The 14,741-nt window shown below is 71.9% G+C and carries 15 protein-coding genes; 4 read left to right on the top strand and 11 right to left on the bottom strand.

Features of this window, described 5'->3' with window-relative positions; translation table 11 throughout:
- Window positions 1–21: 21 nt before the first annotated feature.
- The 5 genes from cysS to AC0680_RS16970 all read right to left on the bottom strand — a co-directional run bounded on the left by cysS (window position 22) and on the right by AC0680_RS16970 (window position 4,198).
- The gene (gene cysS / locus AC0680_RS16990; RefSeq protein WP_478629124.1) at window positions 22–1,416 is read right to left on the bottom strand and encodes a cysteine--tRNA ligase; all 1,395 of its coding nucleotides are present in this window, start codon (window positions 1,414–1,416) and stop codon (window positions 22–24) included.
- A gap of 110 nt (window positions 1,417–1,526) precedes the next feature.
- Window positions 1,527–1,931 (bottom strand): PPOX class F420-dependent oxidoreductase, encoded by a 405-nt coding sequence (locus AC0680_RS16985; RefSeq protein WP_478629121.1) that lies wholly within the window; start codon window positions 1,929–1,931, stop codon window positions 1,527–1,529.
- A gap of 144 nt (window positions 1,932–2,075) precedes the next feature.
- The gene (gene ispF, locus AC0680_RS16980) at window positions 2,076–2,585 is read right to left on the bottom strand and encodes a 2-C-methyl-D-erythritol 2,4-cyclodiphosphate synthase (protein ID WP_478629119.1); all 510 of its coding nucleotides are present in this window, start codon (window positions 2,583–2,585) and stop codon (window positions 2,076–2,078) included.
- Window positions 2,578–3,324, bottom strand: a complete 747-nt coding sequence (gene ispD, locus AC0680_RS16975; RefSeq protein WP_478629118.1) for a 2-C-methyl-D-erythritol 4-phosphate cytidylyltransferase — start codon at window positions 3,322–3,324, stop codon at window positions 2,578–2,580. The genes ispF and ispD overlap by 8 nt, the downstream gene beginning before the upstream one ends.
- 391 nt (window positions 3,325–3,715) lie before the next feature.
- Window positions 3,716–4,198, bottom strand: a complete 483-nt coding sequence (locus AC0680_RS16970; protein WP_003953493.1) for a CarD family transcriptional regulator — start codon at window positions 4,196–4,198, stop codon at window positions 3,716–3,718.
- A gap of 835 nt (window positions 4,199–5,033) precedes the next feature.
- Here AC0680_RS16970 and AC0680_RS16965 point away from each other — a divergent pair.
- Window positions 5,034–5,690: a copper chaperone PCu(A)C domain-containing protein gene (locus AC0680_RS16965; RefSeq protein ID WP_478629117.1), complete on the top strand. Its 657-nt coding sequence runs from the start codon at window positions 5,034–5,036 to the stop codon at window positions 5,688–5,690.
- Window positions 5,691–5,766: 76 nt separating this feature from the next.
- Here AC0680_RS16965 and phoP read toward each other — a convergent pair whose 3' ends face one another.
- Together phoP and phoR are read right to left on the bottom strand one after the other, a co-directional pair.
- A complete protein-coding gene (gene phoP / locus AC0680_RS16960) occupies window positions 5,767–6,438 on the bottom strand; it encodes a two-component system response regulator PhoP (RefSeq protein ID WP_466419800.1) in 672 nt (223 codons plus the stop codon).
- 5 nt (window positions 6,439–6,443) lie between these two features.
- On the bottom strand, window positions 6,444–7,712 hold the full coding sequence (phoR, locus tag AC0680_RS16955) for a two-component system sensor histidine kinase PhoR (protein ID WP_478629115.1): 1,269 nt from the start codon (window positions 7,710–7,712) through the stop codon (window positions 6,444–6,446).
- A 514-nt stretch (window positions 7,713–8,226) separates the two neighbouring features.
- On the opposite strand from phoR, the gene phoU reads away from it, so the two are divergent.
- Window positions 8,227–8,904 carry a phosphate signaling complex protein PhoU gene (phoU, locus tag AC0680_RS16950; RefSeq protein ID WP_478629112.1) on the top strand — a complete coding sequence of 226 codons (678 nt, stop codon included), beginning with the start codon at window positions 8,227–8,229 and terminating at the stop codon, window positions 8,902–8,904.
- A 438-nt stretch (window positions 8,905–9,342) separates the two neighbouring features.
- On the opposite strand, the gene AC0680_RS16945 is transcribed toward phoU, so the two are convergent.
- Window positions 9,343–9,591 carry an SCO4226 family nickel-binding protein gene (locus AC0680_RS16945; RefSeq protein WP_478629110.1) on the bottom strand — a complete coding sequence of 83 codons (249 nt, stop codon included), beginning with the start codon at window positions 9,589–9,591 and terminating at the stop codon, window positions 9,343–9,345.
- 181 nt (window positions 9,592–9,772) lie between these two features.
- Between AC0680_RS16945 and AC0680_RS16940 the strand changes: the two genes are divergently transcribed.
- Window positions 9,773–10,210: a DUF7144 family membrane protein gene (locus AC0680_RS16940; RefSeq protein WP_478629107.1), complete on the top strand. Its 438-nt coding sequence runs from the start codon at window positions 9,773–9,775 to the stop codon at window positions 10,208–10,210.
- A 117-nt stretch (window positions 10,211–10,327) separates the two neighbouring features.
- On the opposite strand, the gene AC0680_RS16935 is transcribed toward AC0680_RS16940, so the two are convergent.
- The gene (locus AC0680_RS16935) at window positions 10,328–11,089 is read right to left on the bottom strand and encodes a phosphoglyceromutase (protein ID WP_478629105.1); all 762 of its coding nucleotides are present in this window, start codon (window positions 11,087–11,089) and stop codon (window positions 10,328–10,330) included.
- A gap of 215 nt (window positions 11,090–11,304) precedes the next feature.
- On the opposite strand from AC0680_RS16935, the gene AC0680_RS16930 reads away from it, so the two are divergent.
- A complete protein-coding gene (locus AC0680_RS16930) occupies window positions 11,305–12,627 on the top strand; it encodes an MDR family MFS transporter (protein ID WP_478629104.1) in 1,323 nt (440 codons plus the stop codon).
- 183 nt (window positions 12,628–12,810) lie between these two features.
- Here the strand turns inward: AC0680_RS16930 and AC0680_RS16925 are convergent, their stop codons facing one another.
- Both AC0680_RS16925 and AC0680_RS16920 read right to left on the bottom strand, forming a co-directional pair.
- On the bottom strand, window positions 12,811–13,731 hold the full coding sequence (locus tag AC0680_RS16925; RefSeq protein ID WP_478629102.1) for a class I SAM-dependent methyltransferase: 921 nt from the start codon (window positions 13,729–13,731) through the stop codon (window positions 12,811–12,813).
- A complete protein-coding gene (locus tag AC0680_RS16920) occupies window positions 13,728–14,696 on the bottom strand; it encodes an NAD(P)/FAD-dependent oxidoreductase (RefSeq protein WP_478629099.1) in 969 nt (322 codons plus the stop codon). The genes AC0680_RS16925 and AC0680_RS16920 overlap by 4 nt, the downstream gene beginning before the upstream one ends.
- Window positions 14,697–14,741 lie beyond the last annotated feature (45 nt).

Genomic DNA, 14,741 nt, shown 5'->3' with positions numbered 1-14,741 from the left:
CGCCCACGGGCGCGACGGGGGTCAGGACAGCGACCAGCGCGGGCCCGACGGGGTGTCCTCGATGGACAGTCCCGACTGCTGGAGCTGGTCGCGGATGGCGTCCGCGGTGGCGTAGTCCTTGCGGGAGCGGGCGGCCTGGCGCTGTTCGAGGACGAGGCGCACGAGGGAGTCCACGACGCCGTGCAGGTCCTCGCCGCGGTCCGTGCCGCCGCCGGCCCAGCGCTCGTCGAGCGGGTCCAGGCCCAGCACGCCGAGCATCGCCCGCAGCTCGGCCAGCCGGGCGACCGCGGATTCCTTGTCGTCGGCGGTCAGGGCGGCGTTGCCCTGCCGGACGGTGGTGTGCACGATCGCCAGCGCCTGCGGGACGCCCAGATCGTCGTCCATCGCCTCGGCGAAGGCGAGCGGCACCTCGGGCGCGGGCTCGACGACGCCGGCCTTCTCGACGACGCGCTGGACGAACCCCTCGATCCGCGCGAACGCGGACTCGGCCTCGCGCAGCGCTTCCTCGCTGTACTCGATCATCGAGCGGTAGTGCGGGGTGCCCAGGTAGTAGCGCAGGACGATCGGGCGCCAGCGCCGGACCATCTCCGAGACGAGCACGGAGTTGCCCAGCGACTTGGACATCTTCTCGCCGCTCATGGTCACCCAGGCGTTGTGCGCCCAGTACGCGGCGAAGTCGTCGCCGAAGGCCTTGGCCTGGGCGATCTCGTTCTCGTGGTGCGGGAAGACCAGGTCGACGCCGCCGCCGTGGATGTCGAAGGCGGAGCCCAGGTACTTGTGGGCCATCGCCGAGCACTCCAGATGCCAGCCGGGACGGCCGCGGCCCCAAGGGGTCTCCCAGCTGGGCTCGCCCTCCTTGGCGGCCTTCCACATGGCGAAGTCCCGCGGGTCCCGCTTGCCGGTCTCGCCCTCGCCGGACGGCTGGCGCAGGTTGTCCAACTCCTGGTTGGACAGCTGGAGATAGCCGGGGAAGGACCGGACGTCGAAGTAGACGTTGCCGTCGGCGGCGTAGGCGTGGCCGCGCTCGATCAGGCCGCGCATCATCTCGATCATCTCGGGGATGTGGCCGGTGGCGCGCGGTTCGTAGGTCGGGCGCAGGCAGCCGAGGCTGTCGTACGCCGTGTTGAAGGCGACCTCGTTCTCGTAGCCGATCGACCACCAGGGGCGGCCCTGCTCCTCCGACTTCGCGATGATCTTGTCGTCGATGTCCGTGACGTTGCGCACGAACGTCACGTCGTAGCCGCGGTACTCGAACCAGCGGCGCATGATGTCGAAGTTCAGTCCCGACCTGATGTGCCCGATGTGCGGGGCGGCCTGCACGGTCGCACCACAGAGGTAGATCGAGACACAGCCCGGCGTGAGCGGGGTGAAGTCGCGAATCTGCCGGGCGCTGGTGTCGTACAGGCGAATCGTCACGGAACCAGGGTAGTCGGAACCGGGCAGTGCCCCGCGACGCATCGGCCACGGGGGCATGGATCCGCCAAAACCGTCCGATTTGCCGGATCCCACTGCCTGGAGGGCGTCCGTCAGATACGGCCGACCACCTTGCGCGGGGTGATCCGGACCACGACCCGCTGGTCGTCGTCGGCCGCGGCCGGGTTGAACTCCGCGTACTTCTTGCCGGTGTACTTCACCGACAGCTCGTCGATCAGCTCCTGCCCGCCCTCGGTGCTGATATCGGCGGTGCCGCGGATCTCGGCGTAGGCGTACGGCGCGTCGAAGGGCTGGAGGACGACGGAGACCCGCGGGTCGCGGCGGAGGTTCTGCTCCTTGCGCCGGCCGACGGTCGTCGAGATCAGCAGGTCGTCGCCGTCCCGCTTCACCCAGACCGGGGAGAGCTGGGGGCTGCCGTCCGGCTGGATCGTCCCCACCGTCACGAAGACCGGGGAGTCGAGCAGCTCCTTGAGTGCGTCGGAGAGCGTTGCAGTCACGAAGGGTCCTTCCTACGGGCCGAACCGATGGCTTCCGATGGAGACGACTACCCCGATTCACCGCTCAACGCCCTTGTGGCGCCGGGCGTTCCCACGCGGTACGACCAATCGGCGGCACGCCTCGTTCCGGCCCGCGGGCGTCCTTCAGGCGGTGCGCACGACCAGGGCGGTGGCGATCGCCGCGAGCCCCTCGGCACGGCCGGTCAGCCCCAGCCCGTCGGTGGTCGTACCGGAGACCGAGACCGGCGCCCCGACCGCGGCCGACAGCGCCCGCTGCGCCTCGTCGCGCCGCTTGCCGACCTTCGGGCGTACGCCGATGACCTGCACCGCGACATTGCCGATCGCGAAACCCTCGGCCCGGACGATCCGCGCGGCCTCGGCCAGCAGCGTCACCCCGGAGGCGCCGGACCACTCGGGGCGGCCGGTGCCGAAGTGCGCGCCCAGGTCGCCGACGCCGGCCGCCGAGAAGAGCGCGTCGCAGGCCGCGTGCGCGGCCACGTCGCCGTCGCTGTGGCCGGCCAGGCCGTACTCCTCGCCCTCCCACAGCAGTCCGGCGCACCACAGCTCGCGGCCCCGCTCGAAGGCGTGCACGTCGGTGCCGATGCCGACGAGGGGGAGGCCGGCGGGCACACCGGCGGGGGTCGGCTCAGACATAGCCATCGGTGGCCCTCCTGCGGGCGAGTACGGCCTCGGCCAGGACCAGGTCCAGCGGCCGGGTCACCTTGAACGCCTCCTCGTGGCCGGGGACGACCACGACCGGCGCGCCGAGCCGTTCGACCAGCCCGGCGTCGTCGGTGGCGCCCTCGCCCTCGACGACGGTGTCATGCGCCTTGAGCAGGGTCGCCGGGTCGAAGCCCTGCGGGGTCTGCACGGCGCGCAGCAGCGCCCGCTCCGGGGTGCCGACCACCGGCTCGGGGGCGCCCTGGGGCTGCGGCTCGACCTGCTTGACGGTGTCGGCGAGCGGCAGCGCGGGCACGACGGCGGGCGCACCGGCGCGGACCGCCGCGATCACCGCGTCGACCGTGTCGACCGGGACCAGCGGGCGGGCGGCGTCGTGCACCAGCACCACGTCGATGTCCTGCGGCAGCGCCGCCAGACCGCGCCGCACCGACTCCTGGCGGGTCTGCCCGCCGGGGACGACCACGAGGTCGGTGCGGTCGGCGAGCGGGTACTCGTGCAGCAGGCGGTCGACCTCGGTGGCGCCGTCGGGCGGGGCGACCACGACGATGAGCGAGACGGCGCGGGAGGCGGCCATCGCGCGGACGGCGTGCACCAGCATGGGCGTGCCGCCCAGCGTCCGCAGCGCCTTGGGCGTGCCGGGACCGAGCCGGACGCCGCGGCCGGCGGCGGGGATCACCGCTGCGGTGCGGATCGGGCGGGAGGGATCTGACATCGATGGCTCCGGAGTCCGGGGCGGGCCCGGAATTGGCGCAGACAGGTTTGTTTCCTCGGGCGAGGTGGGTATGGCCTGGGCGTGCCCCCCGCTCGCAGAGCGTGGGGGAGTGCCGGGTGCGACGCCTTGACCGGACCCTTCCGTGACAGCGGTCGGGGCAGCCGCCCGGGACGCCACAGCGGATCGGCCGCCAGCGGGTCGTCGCACTCGCCGGTCCCGGCCGATCGCCGCGTCAGAGGCAGATATGCCGCAGCGCCCGGCAACAGACCCCTCCACATGGGAAGCGGTCGTCACTCGGGCACCGCGGCATTGCTACGTCATCACTGCGTGGCGTCACTGGTGTGTCGTCGCTGCGTGTGTCGTCACTGCGTCGGACGAGCGCCTTACGGCGTCAGGACGCGAGAACCTCGTCGAGCAGGGCCTCGGCCTTGTCCTCGTTAGTGTTCTCCGCGAGGGCGAGCTCGCTCACCAGAATCTGGCGGGCCTTCGCGAGCATCCTCTTCTCACCGGCGGAGAGTCCGCGCTCGCGCTCACGCCGCCACAGGTCGCGCACTACTTCGGCGACCTTGATCACATCGCCGGAAGCGAGCTTCTCGAGATTTGCCTTGTAGCGACGGGACCAGTTCGTCGGCTCTTCGGCATACGGTGCGCGAAGCACCTCGAAGACCCGGTCCAGCCCGTCCTGGCCAACCACGTCGCGTACGCCGACGAACTCCGCATTGTCCGCTGGCACACGAACAGTCAAGTCGCCCTGGGCGACCTTCAGCACCAAGTAGGTCTTGTCCACGCCTTTGATCTGGCGAGTTTCGATGGCCTCGATCAGCGCGGCCCCGTGATGGGGATAGACCACGGTGTCGCCAACCTTGAACGTCATGTGACAGGTACCCCTTCCGTGGCTATCCATGCTAACACGGGAACGGACCGTTCTGAATGGCGTTTTCGCAGGTCAGGGCATATCTCGGGGCTTGACAACAGTAACCGGAACGTGCTGCGAGGGGCCCTTGGACGCAGGTATTCGCAGGTCGGAGGCGCTTCACGAGCGAACGGAAACGCGTCCGCCGCACACCGACAGCACCAAGATCGACGGGCTGAACGTCCCGTTTTGCACGGATCCGCATGAGCGAGTTCCGCTACTCCGTTCGGCCGCCCAGGTGCTCCTCGCGGCCGATTCTCGAATTGATCACCTTCCGGCCGGCGAAGAGTGTGATCAATTCCGCGAGGCCTTCACATTCCCTTCGAATACTTCTTTTCGCCGGGGAAACCGGCCGGGGGAAACGCGTGCGCGCCCACCCGAACGGCCGCCTGCCGAATATTCATCCCTCTTCCCCCGTCCACACTCCGGCGAAGTTCCCGCCGGCGCCGTTCCCGCGATGATCTCCGGGAGCGTTCCCGGCGAACTCGCAATGATCTTGAACCGCGGCCGGCTTTCCGTCCCGCCGTCGCGCGGCCCGCACCCTGGGCCGCGGCCGGCACCCGGAGCCGCGGCCGACACCGTGCGCGGACGGCGGCGAGGGGCCCGTGATCGCGCTGGGGGCGGGTCGGGTGCGGCGGCGCGAGGACGGCTCGGTAACCTAGCGGCGCTGACACACCCTTAGGGCGGCTTTACGTACGCGTCGTACCCGACGCCTGCGCGGCGCCGCCCCAGCCGTCCATCCGCGACCGGGCACGAACGTTCGGCCGCCGTAGCTCGTCAAGGAGATGCCGCCGCCGTGAGCCGCAGCCTTCGACGCGGCGTCCTCGCCGCCACCGTCCTTTCGCTCTCGATCGCCACGCTGTCCGCGTGCGGGGCCGGGAACGACGCCCAGACGCTGCAGGTCAAGCCGGACAACGCCGCGACCTCCGCCGGCGACATCAAGATCCAGAACGCGTCCGTCGTCACCCAGCCCGAGCTGGACGCCAAGGGCCCGGCCGTGGTGACCGCGACGCTGTTCAACAACGGCTCCAAGGACCAGAAGCTGACCGGGATCGCCGTCGACGGCACCGGCCAGTCGGCCAAGCTGGCGCCGGCCGGCGGCGGCTCGGGCTCGATCACCGTGCCGGCCGGCGGCTCGGTCGTGATCGGCGGGGCGGACAACGCCTCGGCCGTCCTGGCGAGCGGCCGGGAGGCCGTCCAGGACGGAAACGTCCAGAACCTGACGTTCGACTTCAGCTCCACCGGCAAGGTGAAGATCGCCGCCTTCGTCGTCCCGGCGAAGAGCTACTTCGAGGGCTACGGGCCCGCCGAGGTGCCGCAGCCGTCGGGCTCGGCCACCCCAGGCGGCAAGCCCTCGGAGACGGGCAAGCCCTCGGAGTCCGGCACGCCCACCTCCACGGCCACGCCGACCGGCACCACCAAGCCCGCGGGGTCGTCGCACAGCGGTCACTGACCCGCTCGGCATACGTCAGGGGCGCCCCTCCGGTCCGGAGGGGCGCCCCTGACGTATGCGGCGGTCGGCCGGCGGCCTACGGCTCGAACTTGTAGCCCAGGCCGCGGACGGTGACCAGGTAGCGCGGCGCGCCCGGGTCGGGCTCGATCTTGGCGCGCAGCCGCTTGACGTGCACGTCCAGGGTCTTGGTGTCACCGACGTAGTCGGCGCCCCAGACCCGGTCGATGAGCTGCATGCGGGTCAGCACCCGGCCGGCGTTGCGCAGCAGCATCTCCAGGAGGTCGAACTCCTTCAGGGGCAGATCGACCTTGCCGCCGGAGACCGTGACGACATGGCGGTCCACGTCCATCCGGACCGGGCCGGCCTCCAGGGCCTGCGGGGCGACCTCCTCCGGCTCGCCGCGGCGGCGGAGCACCGCGCGGATGCGGGCCACCAGCTCACGGGAGGAGAAGGGCTTGGTGACGTAGTCGTCGGCTCCTATTTCCAGGCCGACGACCTTGTCGATCTCGCTGTCCTTGGCGGTCACCATGATGACCGGGACGTTGGAGCGGCCGCGCAGCTGGCGGCAGACCTCGGTGCCGGGCAGGCCCGGCAGCATCAGGTCCAGCAGCACGAGGTCGGCGCCGTTGCGCTCGAACTCGTCGAGTCCGTCGGGGCCCGTTGCCGCGATGGCGACCTCGAAACCCTCCTTGCGAAGCATGTACGACAGTGCGTCGCTGAACGATTCCTCGTCCTCGACGACGAGCACTCGGGTCACGGAAGGACCTCCGGGGCTGGGTGGGCAGGGAGCGGATCGTTGAAGGTCTCGTACGGGCGGTCCTCGTCGTCGAGGCCCTCCGCGGAGAGGTCGGCGGGCCGTTCGCGGTCGCGGACGGCTCCGGCTTCCGGCAGACGCAGGGTGAAGGTGGAGCCCTGTCCCTCAGCGCTCCAGACCGTGACCTCCCCGCCGTGCGAGGCGGCCACGTGCTTGACGATGGCGAGGCCGAGGCCGGTCCCGCCGGTGGCGCGCGAGCGCGCCGGGTCCACGCGGTAGAACCGCTCGAAGACGCGGTCCCGGTCCTTTTCGGATATCCCGATGCCCTGGTCGGTCACCGCGATCTCGATCAGGTCGCCGCCGGGCGCGGAGACCCGGCGTCCGGCGATCCCGACGCGGGTGCGCGCCGGGGAGTAGTTGACGGCGTTCTCGACGAGGTTGCCCAGGGCTGCCGCGAGCTGGCCGCGATTGCCCCATACGTGCAGGTCGGCGGTGCCTCCGGCGGCCATGGTGATCTGCTTCGCGCCGGCCTGCTGGCGGCAGCGGTCGACCGCCTCGGCGACCAGCTCGTCGACCCGGACCGGCTCGGCGTCCTCCAGCGGGTCGTCGTTCTGGACCCGGGAGAGGTCGATGAGCTCCTGGACGAGGTTGGTCAGGCGGGTGGCCTCGTTCTGCATCCGGCCGGCGAAGCGGGTGACGGCCTCGGGGTCGTCGCTGGCGTCCATCACGGCCTCGGAGAGCAGCGACAGCGCGCCGGCGGGGGTCTTGAGCTCATGGCTGACGTTGGCGACGAAGTCGCGGCGGACTGCCTCTATGCGGCGGGCCTCCGTCAGGTCCTCGACCAGCAGCAGGACGAGCCGGGAGCCGAGCGGGGCGACTCTGGCGGAGACCGCGAGGGCCTCGCCGCGGCCCGTGCCGCGGCGAGGCAGATCCAGCTCGACCTGGCGTATCTCGCCGTCCCTGCGGGTGTCGCGGGCCATCTGCAGCATCGGCTCGACGGCGAGCTTGCCGCCGCGGACCAGGCCGAGGGCGTACGCCGCCGAGCTGGCCTTGACGACGGCGTCGGCCTCGTCGAGGACCACGGCCGAGGAGCGCAGCACCGACAGCACGGTGTCGACACCGGGCGGCAGCACCGCGTCGGTGTGCAGCGAGGTACGGGTGGGTTTGGCCTGGTCGCGCTCGCTCCAGCGGAACGCCAGCATGGCGAAGACGCCGGTGCACAGCCCGGCGATCGCTGCCACTGCGGCGACGGCCGCATCCACGTTCATGAGTCCAGAGTATGTGCCGGTTCGGACACCGCCCCAGCCTCGCGAGCCGCTGCACGAACAGCCGTCGCCCAGAGTTCACCGTGGCGTTCGTGCGGGTTCACTCCGGAGGCCGGTACGGGGCGCCCGGCCGCCCGGCGGACGCCCCTGGGACACCGGCGCGGGCGCCCCGTCGCGTCGGCGCGCGGCCGGGTGAACGGCGGTGGCGGCCTCGGGGCAGTGGCGTCGTCGCCCAGAGTTCACCTTCACGTCGGCGGTGGTTCACCCCGGGTGGCACCGCAGGTCGCGATCCGGCCGCAGGGTGAGGGTGCGGGTGACGGATCGGCTCAAAGCGGCCGTGGGGCCGGGGCTCCACCGGAGCACCGGCACTGCGGGGCACCGGCTCCGTGGGGCACCGCCCCTTCGGGACACGGGCCGCACGGGACAGGACCGTGAGACCGTGGGCGCAGGTCACCCCTGCCCCCGTCCCACCCCCCACACACGCCACACCAACACTCGACGCGAGAGAAGGTCACAGATGCGGGACGCGTACCACGAGGAGCTGGATTCGATCGGCGAGGGCCTGGTCGAGATGGCCCGGCTCGTCGGCTCCGCGATCGGGCGCGCCACCACGGCGATACTCGACGCGGATCTCAAGCTGGCCGAGCACGTCATCGCCGCCGACGAGAAGGTCGACGACCTTCAGCGCGACCTGGAGGCCCGGGCGATCGCCCTGCTGGCGCGGCAGCAGCCGGTCGCCACGGACCTGCGGATCGTCGTCACCTCGCTGCGGATGAGCGCCGACCTGGAGCGCTCCGGCGACCTGGCCCAGCACGTGGCCAAGCTGGCCCGGCTGCGCTTCCCGGAGACGGCCGTACCGCGCGATCTGCACGCCACCATCCTGGAGATGGGGCAGCTGGCGCAGCGCCTGATGGCGAAGGCTGCCGAGGTCATCATCACCAAGGACGTCGATCTCGCGCTCCAGCTGGAGCAGGACGACGACGCGATGGACATGCTGCACCGCACGCTCTTCCAGCACCTGATGGACGACCGCTGGAAGCACGGCATCGAGACGGCCGTGGACGTGACCCTGCTGGGCCGCTACTACGAGCGCTTCGCCGACCACGCGGTCTCCGTCGCCAAGCGCGTCGTCTACCTCGTGACCGGTGAGCACGCCGATGAGATCGCCCCGCCGGCGCCGGTCGAGGGCGCGTAGCCGGGGTGTCCTGAAGGGGGCGGGTCGGCCATGTGCGTCCGCCCCCTTGAGCGACCGAGCGCCATTGACGTGTGCCTCCACGCGCCGTTGACGCGCCGTGCCGCACGGGCTTGCAATGGGCGACGGGTGCCCCACCGGGCACCAGACGACCCCTAGGAGGCAATGCATGGCATCCATTGCGCACTCCCCCACCCCCGTCGAGCACCCACAGCCCGCCCAGATGTCCTGCTCGTGCGGCCCGGGGTGCAGCTGCGGCTGCCAGTCGGGCGGACCGTGCCAGTGCGGCGGCGGCTGCTAGCGGCCCGGCTGCCCACGGCACAGCGGCACCGTGGCCCCGGTCGGCCGATCAGCCGGCCGGGGCCGTTGCCGTGTTCGCGGGGCCTGGGTTCCGACCAGGGGAGCATCCCCGCTACGGGCGGCCCCCGCCGCACGGCGGGTTCACAGGCTGAGCGTCAGCGGATGGATCTCGTCCGCTTTATGGCCGGCGCGCTCGTGGATGCGCTGCACGGCACCTGCCGAGGGCGCGTCCGACAGGCAGAACACATCGCCGGATTCGGTGTCGGCCCAGGCGTGCTCGAAGGTCACGCCCTCCTCGCTCTGTATGGCGAGGTCGGCCTGGTGTGCCGCGTTGAACTGCTCGGGCGTGAGGCCCGTCATGCCGTGATGGACGTCCATGAACTTGGGCATCTGAGTCATCCTTCCGCTCGCAGACGGTGCCGGGCCGGGCTCCCGGTCCCCTCCCGCAGCCCTTGCGCCCGGTTCCCCCCACGGTTCCTGCACTTCCATGCTGCCTCCGTACGCCCCGGTTCTCGCCCCAATGGCCCGCCCCCCGTTGCGCCGCCGCGCCGCGCCCGGCGAGATGGGATTCATGCAGCCGAATCCCCCCGCTTCGGACAGCCCGCCCGTACCGCCCGCCGAGCGCTCCCACTGGGTGGTGTTCGCCGGGATCCTGCTGATGCTCAGCGGCCTGTTCGACGTCATCAACGGCTTCGTGGCACTGCTGGACCACGGCTACTACGCGACCACCGCCAACCACGGCAACCGCCTGCTGGTCTTCAACTTCGCCGCCTGGGGCTGGGTGTGGATCATCGTCGGGGTCGCGCAGATCCTGGCCAGTCTGGGCGTGCTGCTGGGCGCACGGGCCGCGCGGATCACCGGCATCGTGCTGGCGTCCGCCTGCCTGGTCGGCCAGCTGATGTTCCTGTCGACGTTCCCGTACTGGTCGATCTTCGTGATGGTGATGTCGCTGCTCGTCATCTACGGGCTGGTCGCCGAGCCCCGGCACGTACCGGGAGCGCAGGTCTGAGTCCGGCCGCGCGGACCTCCTCGCGCGGCCGGCGCACACAGCGACAAGCCCCCTGCCTGCGACAAAACCGCAGGCAGGGGGCTTGAACAGCGGCGCCGGGGGCCGGGGGCGAAGGGCCTACTTCTTCTTGCCCTGGTTCTTCACTGCCTCGATGGCGGCCTTGGCGGCCTCCGGGTCGAGGTAGGTGCCGCCGGGCGTGAGCGGGCGGAAGTCGGCGTCCAGCTCGTAGGAGAGCGGGATGCCGGTGGGGATGTTCAGGCCGGCGATGTCCGCGTCGGAGATGCCGTCGAGGTGCTTGACCAGGGCGCGCAGGCTGTTGCCGTGGGCGGCGACCAGCACCGTGCGGCCCGCGAGGAGGTCCGGGACGATGCCGTCGTACCAGTAGGGCAGCATCCGCGTGACGACGTCCTTGAGGCACTCCGTGCGCGGGCGCAGCTCGCTGGGGATGCCGGCGTAGCGCGGGTCGTCGCTCTGGGAGAACTCGGAGTCGTCCTCCAGGGCGGGCGGCGGGGTGTCGTACGAGCGGCGCCAGAGCATGAACTGCTCCTCGCCGAACTCGGCCAGCGTCTGCGCCTTGTCCTTGCCCTGCAGCGCGCCGTAGTGGCGCTCGTTCAGCCGCCAGCTGCGGTGGACCGGGATCCAGTGCCGGTCGGCGGACTCCAGGGCCAGCTGCGCGGTGCGGATGGCGCGCTTCTGGAGGGAGGTGTGCACTACGTCGGGGAGCAGGCCGGCGTCCTTGAGCAGCTCTCCGCCGCGGACCGCCTCCTTCTCGCCCTTCTCGTTGAGGTTGACGTCCACCCAGCCGGTGAACAGGTTCTTCGCGTTCCACTCGCTCTCGCCGTGGCGGAGGAGGATCAGCTTGTACGGTGCGTCGGCCATGCCGTCGAGCGTAATCCAATTCCGGATATGGCCTTGCGCGGGTCCACGACCTGGGCTTCCCGGCGAGGATTGACGGTTCCCGTCAATTGAGTGGCGACGGGAGCCGACCCGCAAGTAGGTTGTGAAAACTGCCTGCGCCACTTACGCACATCCGCCGGACGGGCCTCGTACGCACCCGCGCACCACCGTGCGCCGCACCACCAGGGGGAAATGTCATGTCCGCATCCATCAGCGGCCTGAGGCGCGCCGTCGTGGAGAGCGTCTCCGGTCTCCCCCGCCAGTTCTGGTGGCTGTGGACCAGCACCCTGATCAACCGCCTGGGCGCGTTCGTCGCGACGTTCCTGGCGCTCTACCTGACCGTCGAGCGCGGCTACTCCGCCTCCTATGCCGGCCTGGTCGGCGCGCTCTACGGACTCGGCGGCGTGGTCTCGTCCATCGGCGCCGGCGTACTGACCGACCGCCTCGGCCGCCGCCCCACGATGCTGATCGCCCAGCTGTCGACGGCGGCATCGGTGGCGCTGCTGGGCTTCATGGAGGACCCGGTCGCCATCGCGGCGGTGGCGGCCGTGGTCGGCATGGCGACCAACGCCTCCCGACCCGCCGTCCAGGCGATGATGGCCGACATCGTCGCCCCCGAGGACCGCGTCCGCGCCTTCTCCCTCAACTACTGGGCGATCAACCTCGGCTTCGCGGTCTCCTCCACGGCCGCCGGGCTCATCGCCGAACACGGCTACCTGGCCCTCTTCCTGGGCGAGTCGGCGCTCGTACTGGCCTGCGCCGTGGTCGTCTTCGTCAAGCTGCCCGAGTCCCGCCCCGCCACCACCGCGGCGGCGAACCCCCAGGACACCGCCGCTCCCGCCGCCACTCCCGTCTCCATGCTGACCGTGCTGCGCGACGGCCGCTTCATGACCGTCGTGGGCCTCAACCTGCTGCTGGCGCTGCTCTTCCAGCAGGCGTACGTCTCGATGCCGGTGTCGATGGGTCAGAACGGCTTCTCCAGCGCCGACTTCGGCACGGTCATCGCGGTCAACGGCGTCCTGATCGTGCTGCTGCAGATCCCCGTGACGCGCTTCATCGAGCACCGCAGCCCCGCGATGCTCCTCGTCGGCTCGGCGCTGCTGGCCGGCTACGGCTTCGGACTGACCGCGCTGGCGGGCTCGGTCGCCATGTACGCGCTCGCCGTCGCCGTCTGGACCCTCGGCGAGATCATCAACTCCCCCACCCAGATGGGCCTGGTGGTGCGCCTCTCCCCCCTCCACGGCCGCGGCCGCTACCAGGGCATGTACTCCCTGTCGTGGTCCATCGCCTCCCTGACGGCTCCTCTGCTCGGCGGCACGGTCATCGACCACTACGGCGCGAATGCCCTGTGGGCGGGGTGCGCGGCCGTCGGCACGGTGGCGGCACTCGGCTACGGACTGCTGTTGCGCAGCCTGCCGGAACCGGCGGAACCGGTCGCGCGCTCGCCGCGCGGGGCGGGTGCGAAGCGGGCGGGTGCGGAGGATCCGGTTGCCCCGGTGGCGGGCGAGACGGTGGCGTGACGGGCGCCCGCGAGGACGGGGCGATGATCGGCGATCCGGCGCTGGACGCACGGCAGCTGCGGTTTCTGGCGCGGCAGCTGTGTGCGGCGCCGGCGGACGCGGTGCGGAGCGCGAAGCCGCGCGAGGCCGGCCGACCGGCCGTACGGGGGCCGGCCGGTCGGCCCGCCCCCGTACACGCCGTGCTCAGGCCCCCGGCGCCGTGCCGAAGTGCACGGTCTTGGCCGTCAGCAGGAACAGGTCCGTGCGGTGGTCGACGCCCGCGGGGTCGGACGGGTCCAGGAGGCGGTCCAGGGTCGCCAGGTCCTCGGCGTCCAGGAGGTCGGCGAGCACCTGGCGGCACCGCTCCAGGGACCCTCGTACGAACCGTCGCGGCCCCTCGGCCAGCGGGGCGGGGTGGTCGACGAGGAAGGTCCGGCTGCGGGCGTCGGTGAGTCCCGCGGCCCGCAGCATGCCGGGCCAGTCCTCGACCACCGCCACCGAACCGGGCAGCTCGGCCCGCATCCGGCCGAAGCGTTCCGCCATCGCCACATCGAGCCGTTCCTGCAGCCCGCACCGTCCGAAGCCGAGGTCGCGCGGGAGCCAGCGGGGCGGCAGACCGCCCTCGACGACGGCCAGTACGCCGCCCGGTTCGAGCAGCCCGGCCAGCTGGTTCAGTACGCCCTGCTGGTCTCCCACGTGGTGGACGGCCTGCCCGGACCACACCAGGTCCGCCGGTCCCAGGTCGGCCAGCCCCGCCGGGAACTCGGCCACCCGGGTCCGCAGCCGGACACCGAGCCGTGCGGCGCGCTTTTCGGCGCGGGCCAGCAGCTCCGGCGCCCCGTCCACCGCGGTGACCTCGGCCCCGGGGAAGACCGCCGCCATCCGGCAGGCCGCGACGCCCGGGCCGCTGCCGATGTCCAGGATCCGGCGCGGAGTCAGGTGCGCCAGTTCGGCGAGGGCCTGCCGGACGTAGGGGCCGTGGGTCTCGCCTTCGAGTTCCAGCAGGTCGGCCATCGCGGCCCAGTCGAAGTCGTCATTGTTGTGGGTGTGGTGACCGCCGTGGGTGCTGTGGCTTGTGTGGCCGTGTTCGTCGTGGCTCGGGTGGCCGTGGTCGTCGTGGCTCATCGCACCTGCTCCAGTCGCTCGTGATCCGCCAGTTCGTGTTCGGCCAGGTCTTCCTCGACGAGGCTCATGTTGACCGCGAGGGCCGCCTTGGCGCCGCCCGCGGCCGCGGTGACCACATGGGCCCGCACGTCGACCGCGTTGCCGGCCGCCCAGACGCCCGGCACGCTGGTCAGCCCGCTGGGGTCGGTGACGACCCGGCCCTCCTCGTCCCGTGCGCAGCCCAGGCCGGCGAGCAGCTCGTCACGGGGCACCGGCCGGGTGGGCACGAAGAGCGCGGTCCTCGCCACGACGGTGCCGTCCGTCAGCCGTACGCCCCGCAGCGCGTCGTCCTCGAGCACCAGGCCGCCGACCGCGCCGTCCACGATCCGTATGCCGCGGGCGGTCAGCCGGGCGCGGTCGGCGCCGGCCAGCGCCTCGGCGAAGCAGACCACGTCGTGCGACAACTGCCGCACCAGCAGCGCCTGGTGCACCGCCGCCGCCTCGCTGCCGGCCACCGCGAGCACGCCCAGCGGCTGATCGCGGACCTCCCAGCCGTGGCAGTAGGGGCAGTGCAGCACCTCGCGCGCCCAGCGTTCGCGCAGGCCCGGGATGTCGGGGAGCTCGTCGCGCAGGCCGGTCGCCACGATCACCCGGCGGGCGAGCACCGTGCGGCCGGCCAGTTCGGCCTCGAAGGCGGGGCGGCCGCGGCGGTCGTGGACCGGCCGTACGGCGCGCACCTCGCCCGCCACGACCCGTCCGCCGTACCGCTCGACCTCCGCCCGGCCGGCGGCCAGCAGCTCCGCCGGCGGTGTGCCGTCGCGGGAGATGAATCCGTGCACCTCCCGGGCGGGCGCGTTGCGCGGGTCGCCGGAGTCGATCACCAGCACCCGGCGGCGGGTCCGGGACAGCATCAGCGCGGCGTTCAGCCCGCCGGCGCCGCCCCCGACGACCAGTACGTCCAGTACGTCTTCCAGTTGGTCTTCCATGGTGGAGCACCTCCTGGCGCCGACCATGCGCCCGGGGGTGCTCGG

It is taken from the genome of Streptomyces sp. NPDC043738 (assembly GCF_056436545.1).
The sequence above is the reverse complement of the archived record's forward strand: the minus strand, read 5'-3'. Positions and strand labels throughout refer to the sequence as shown.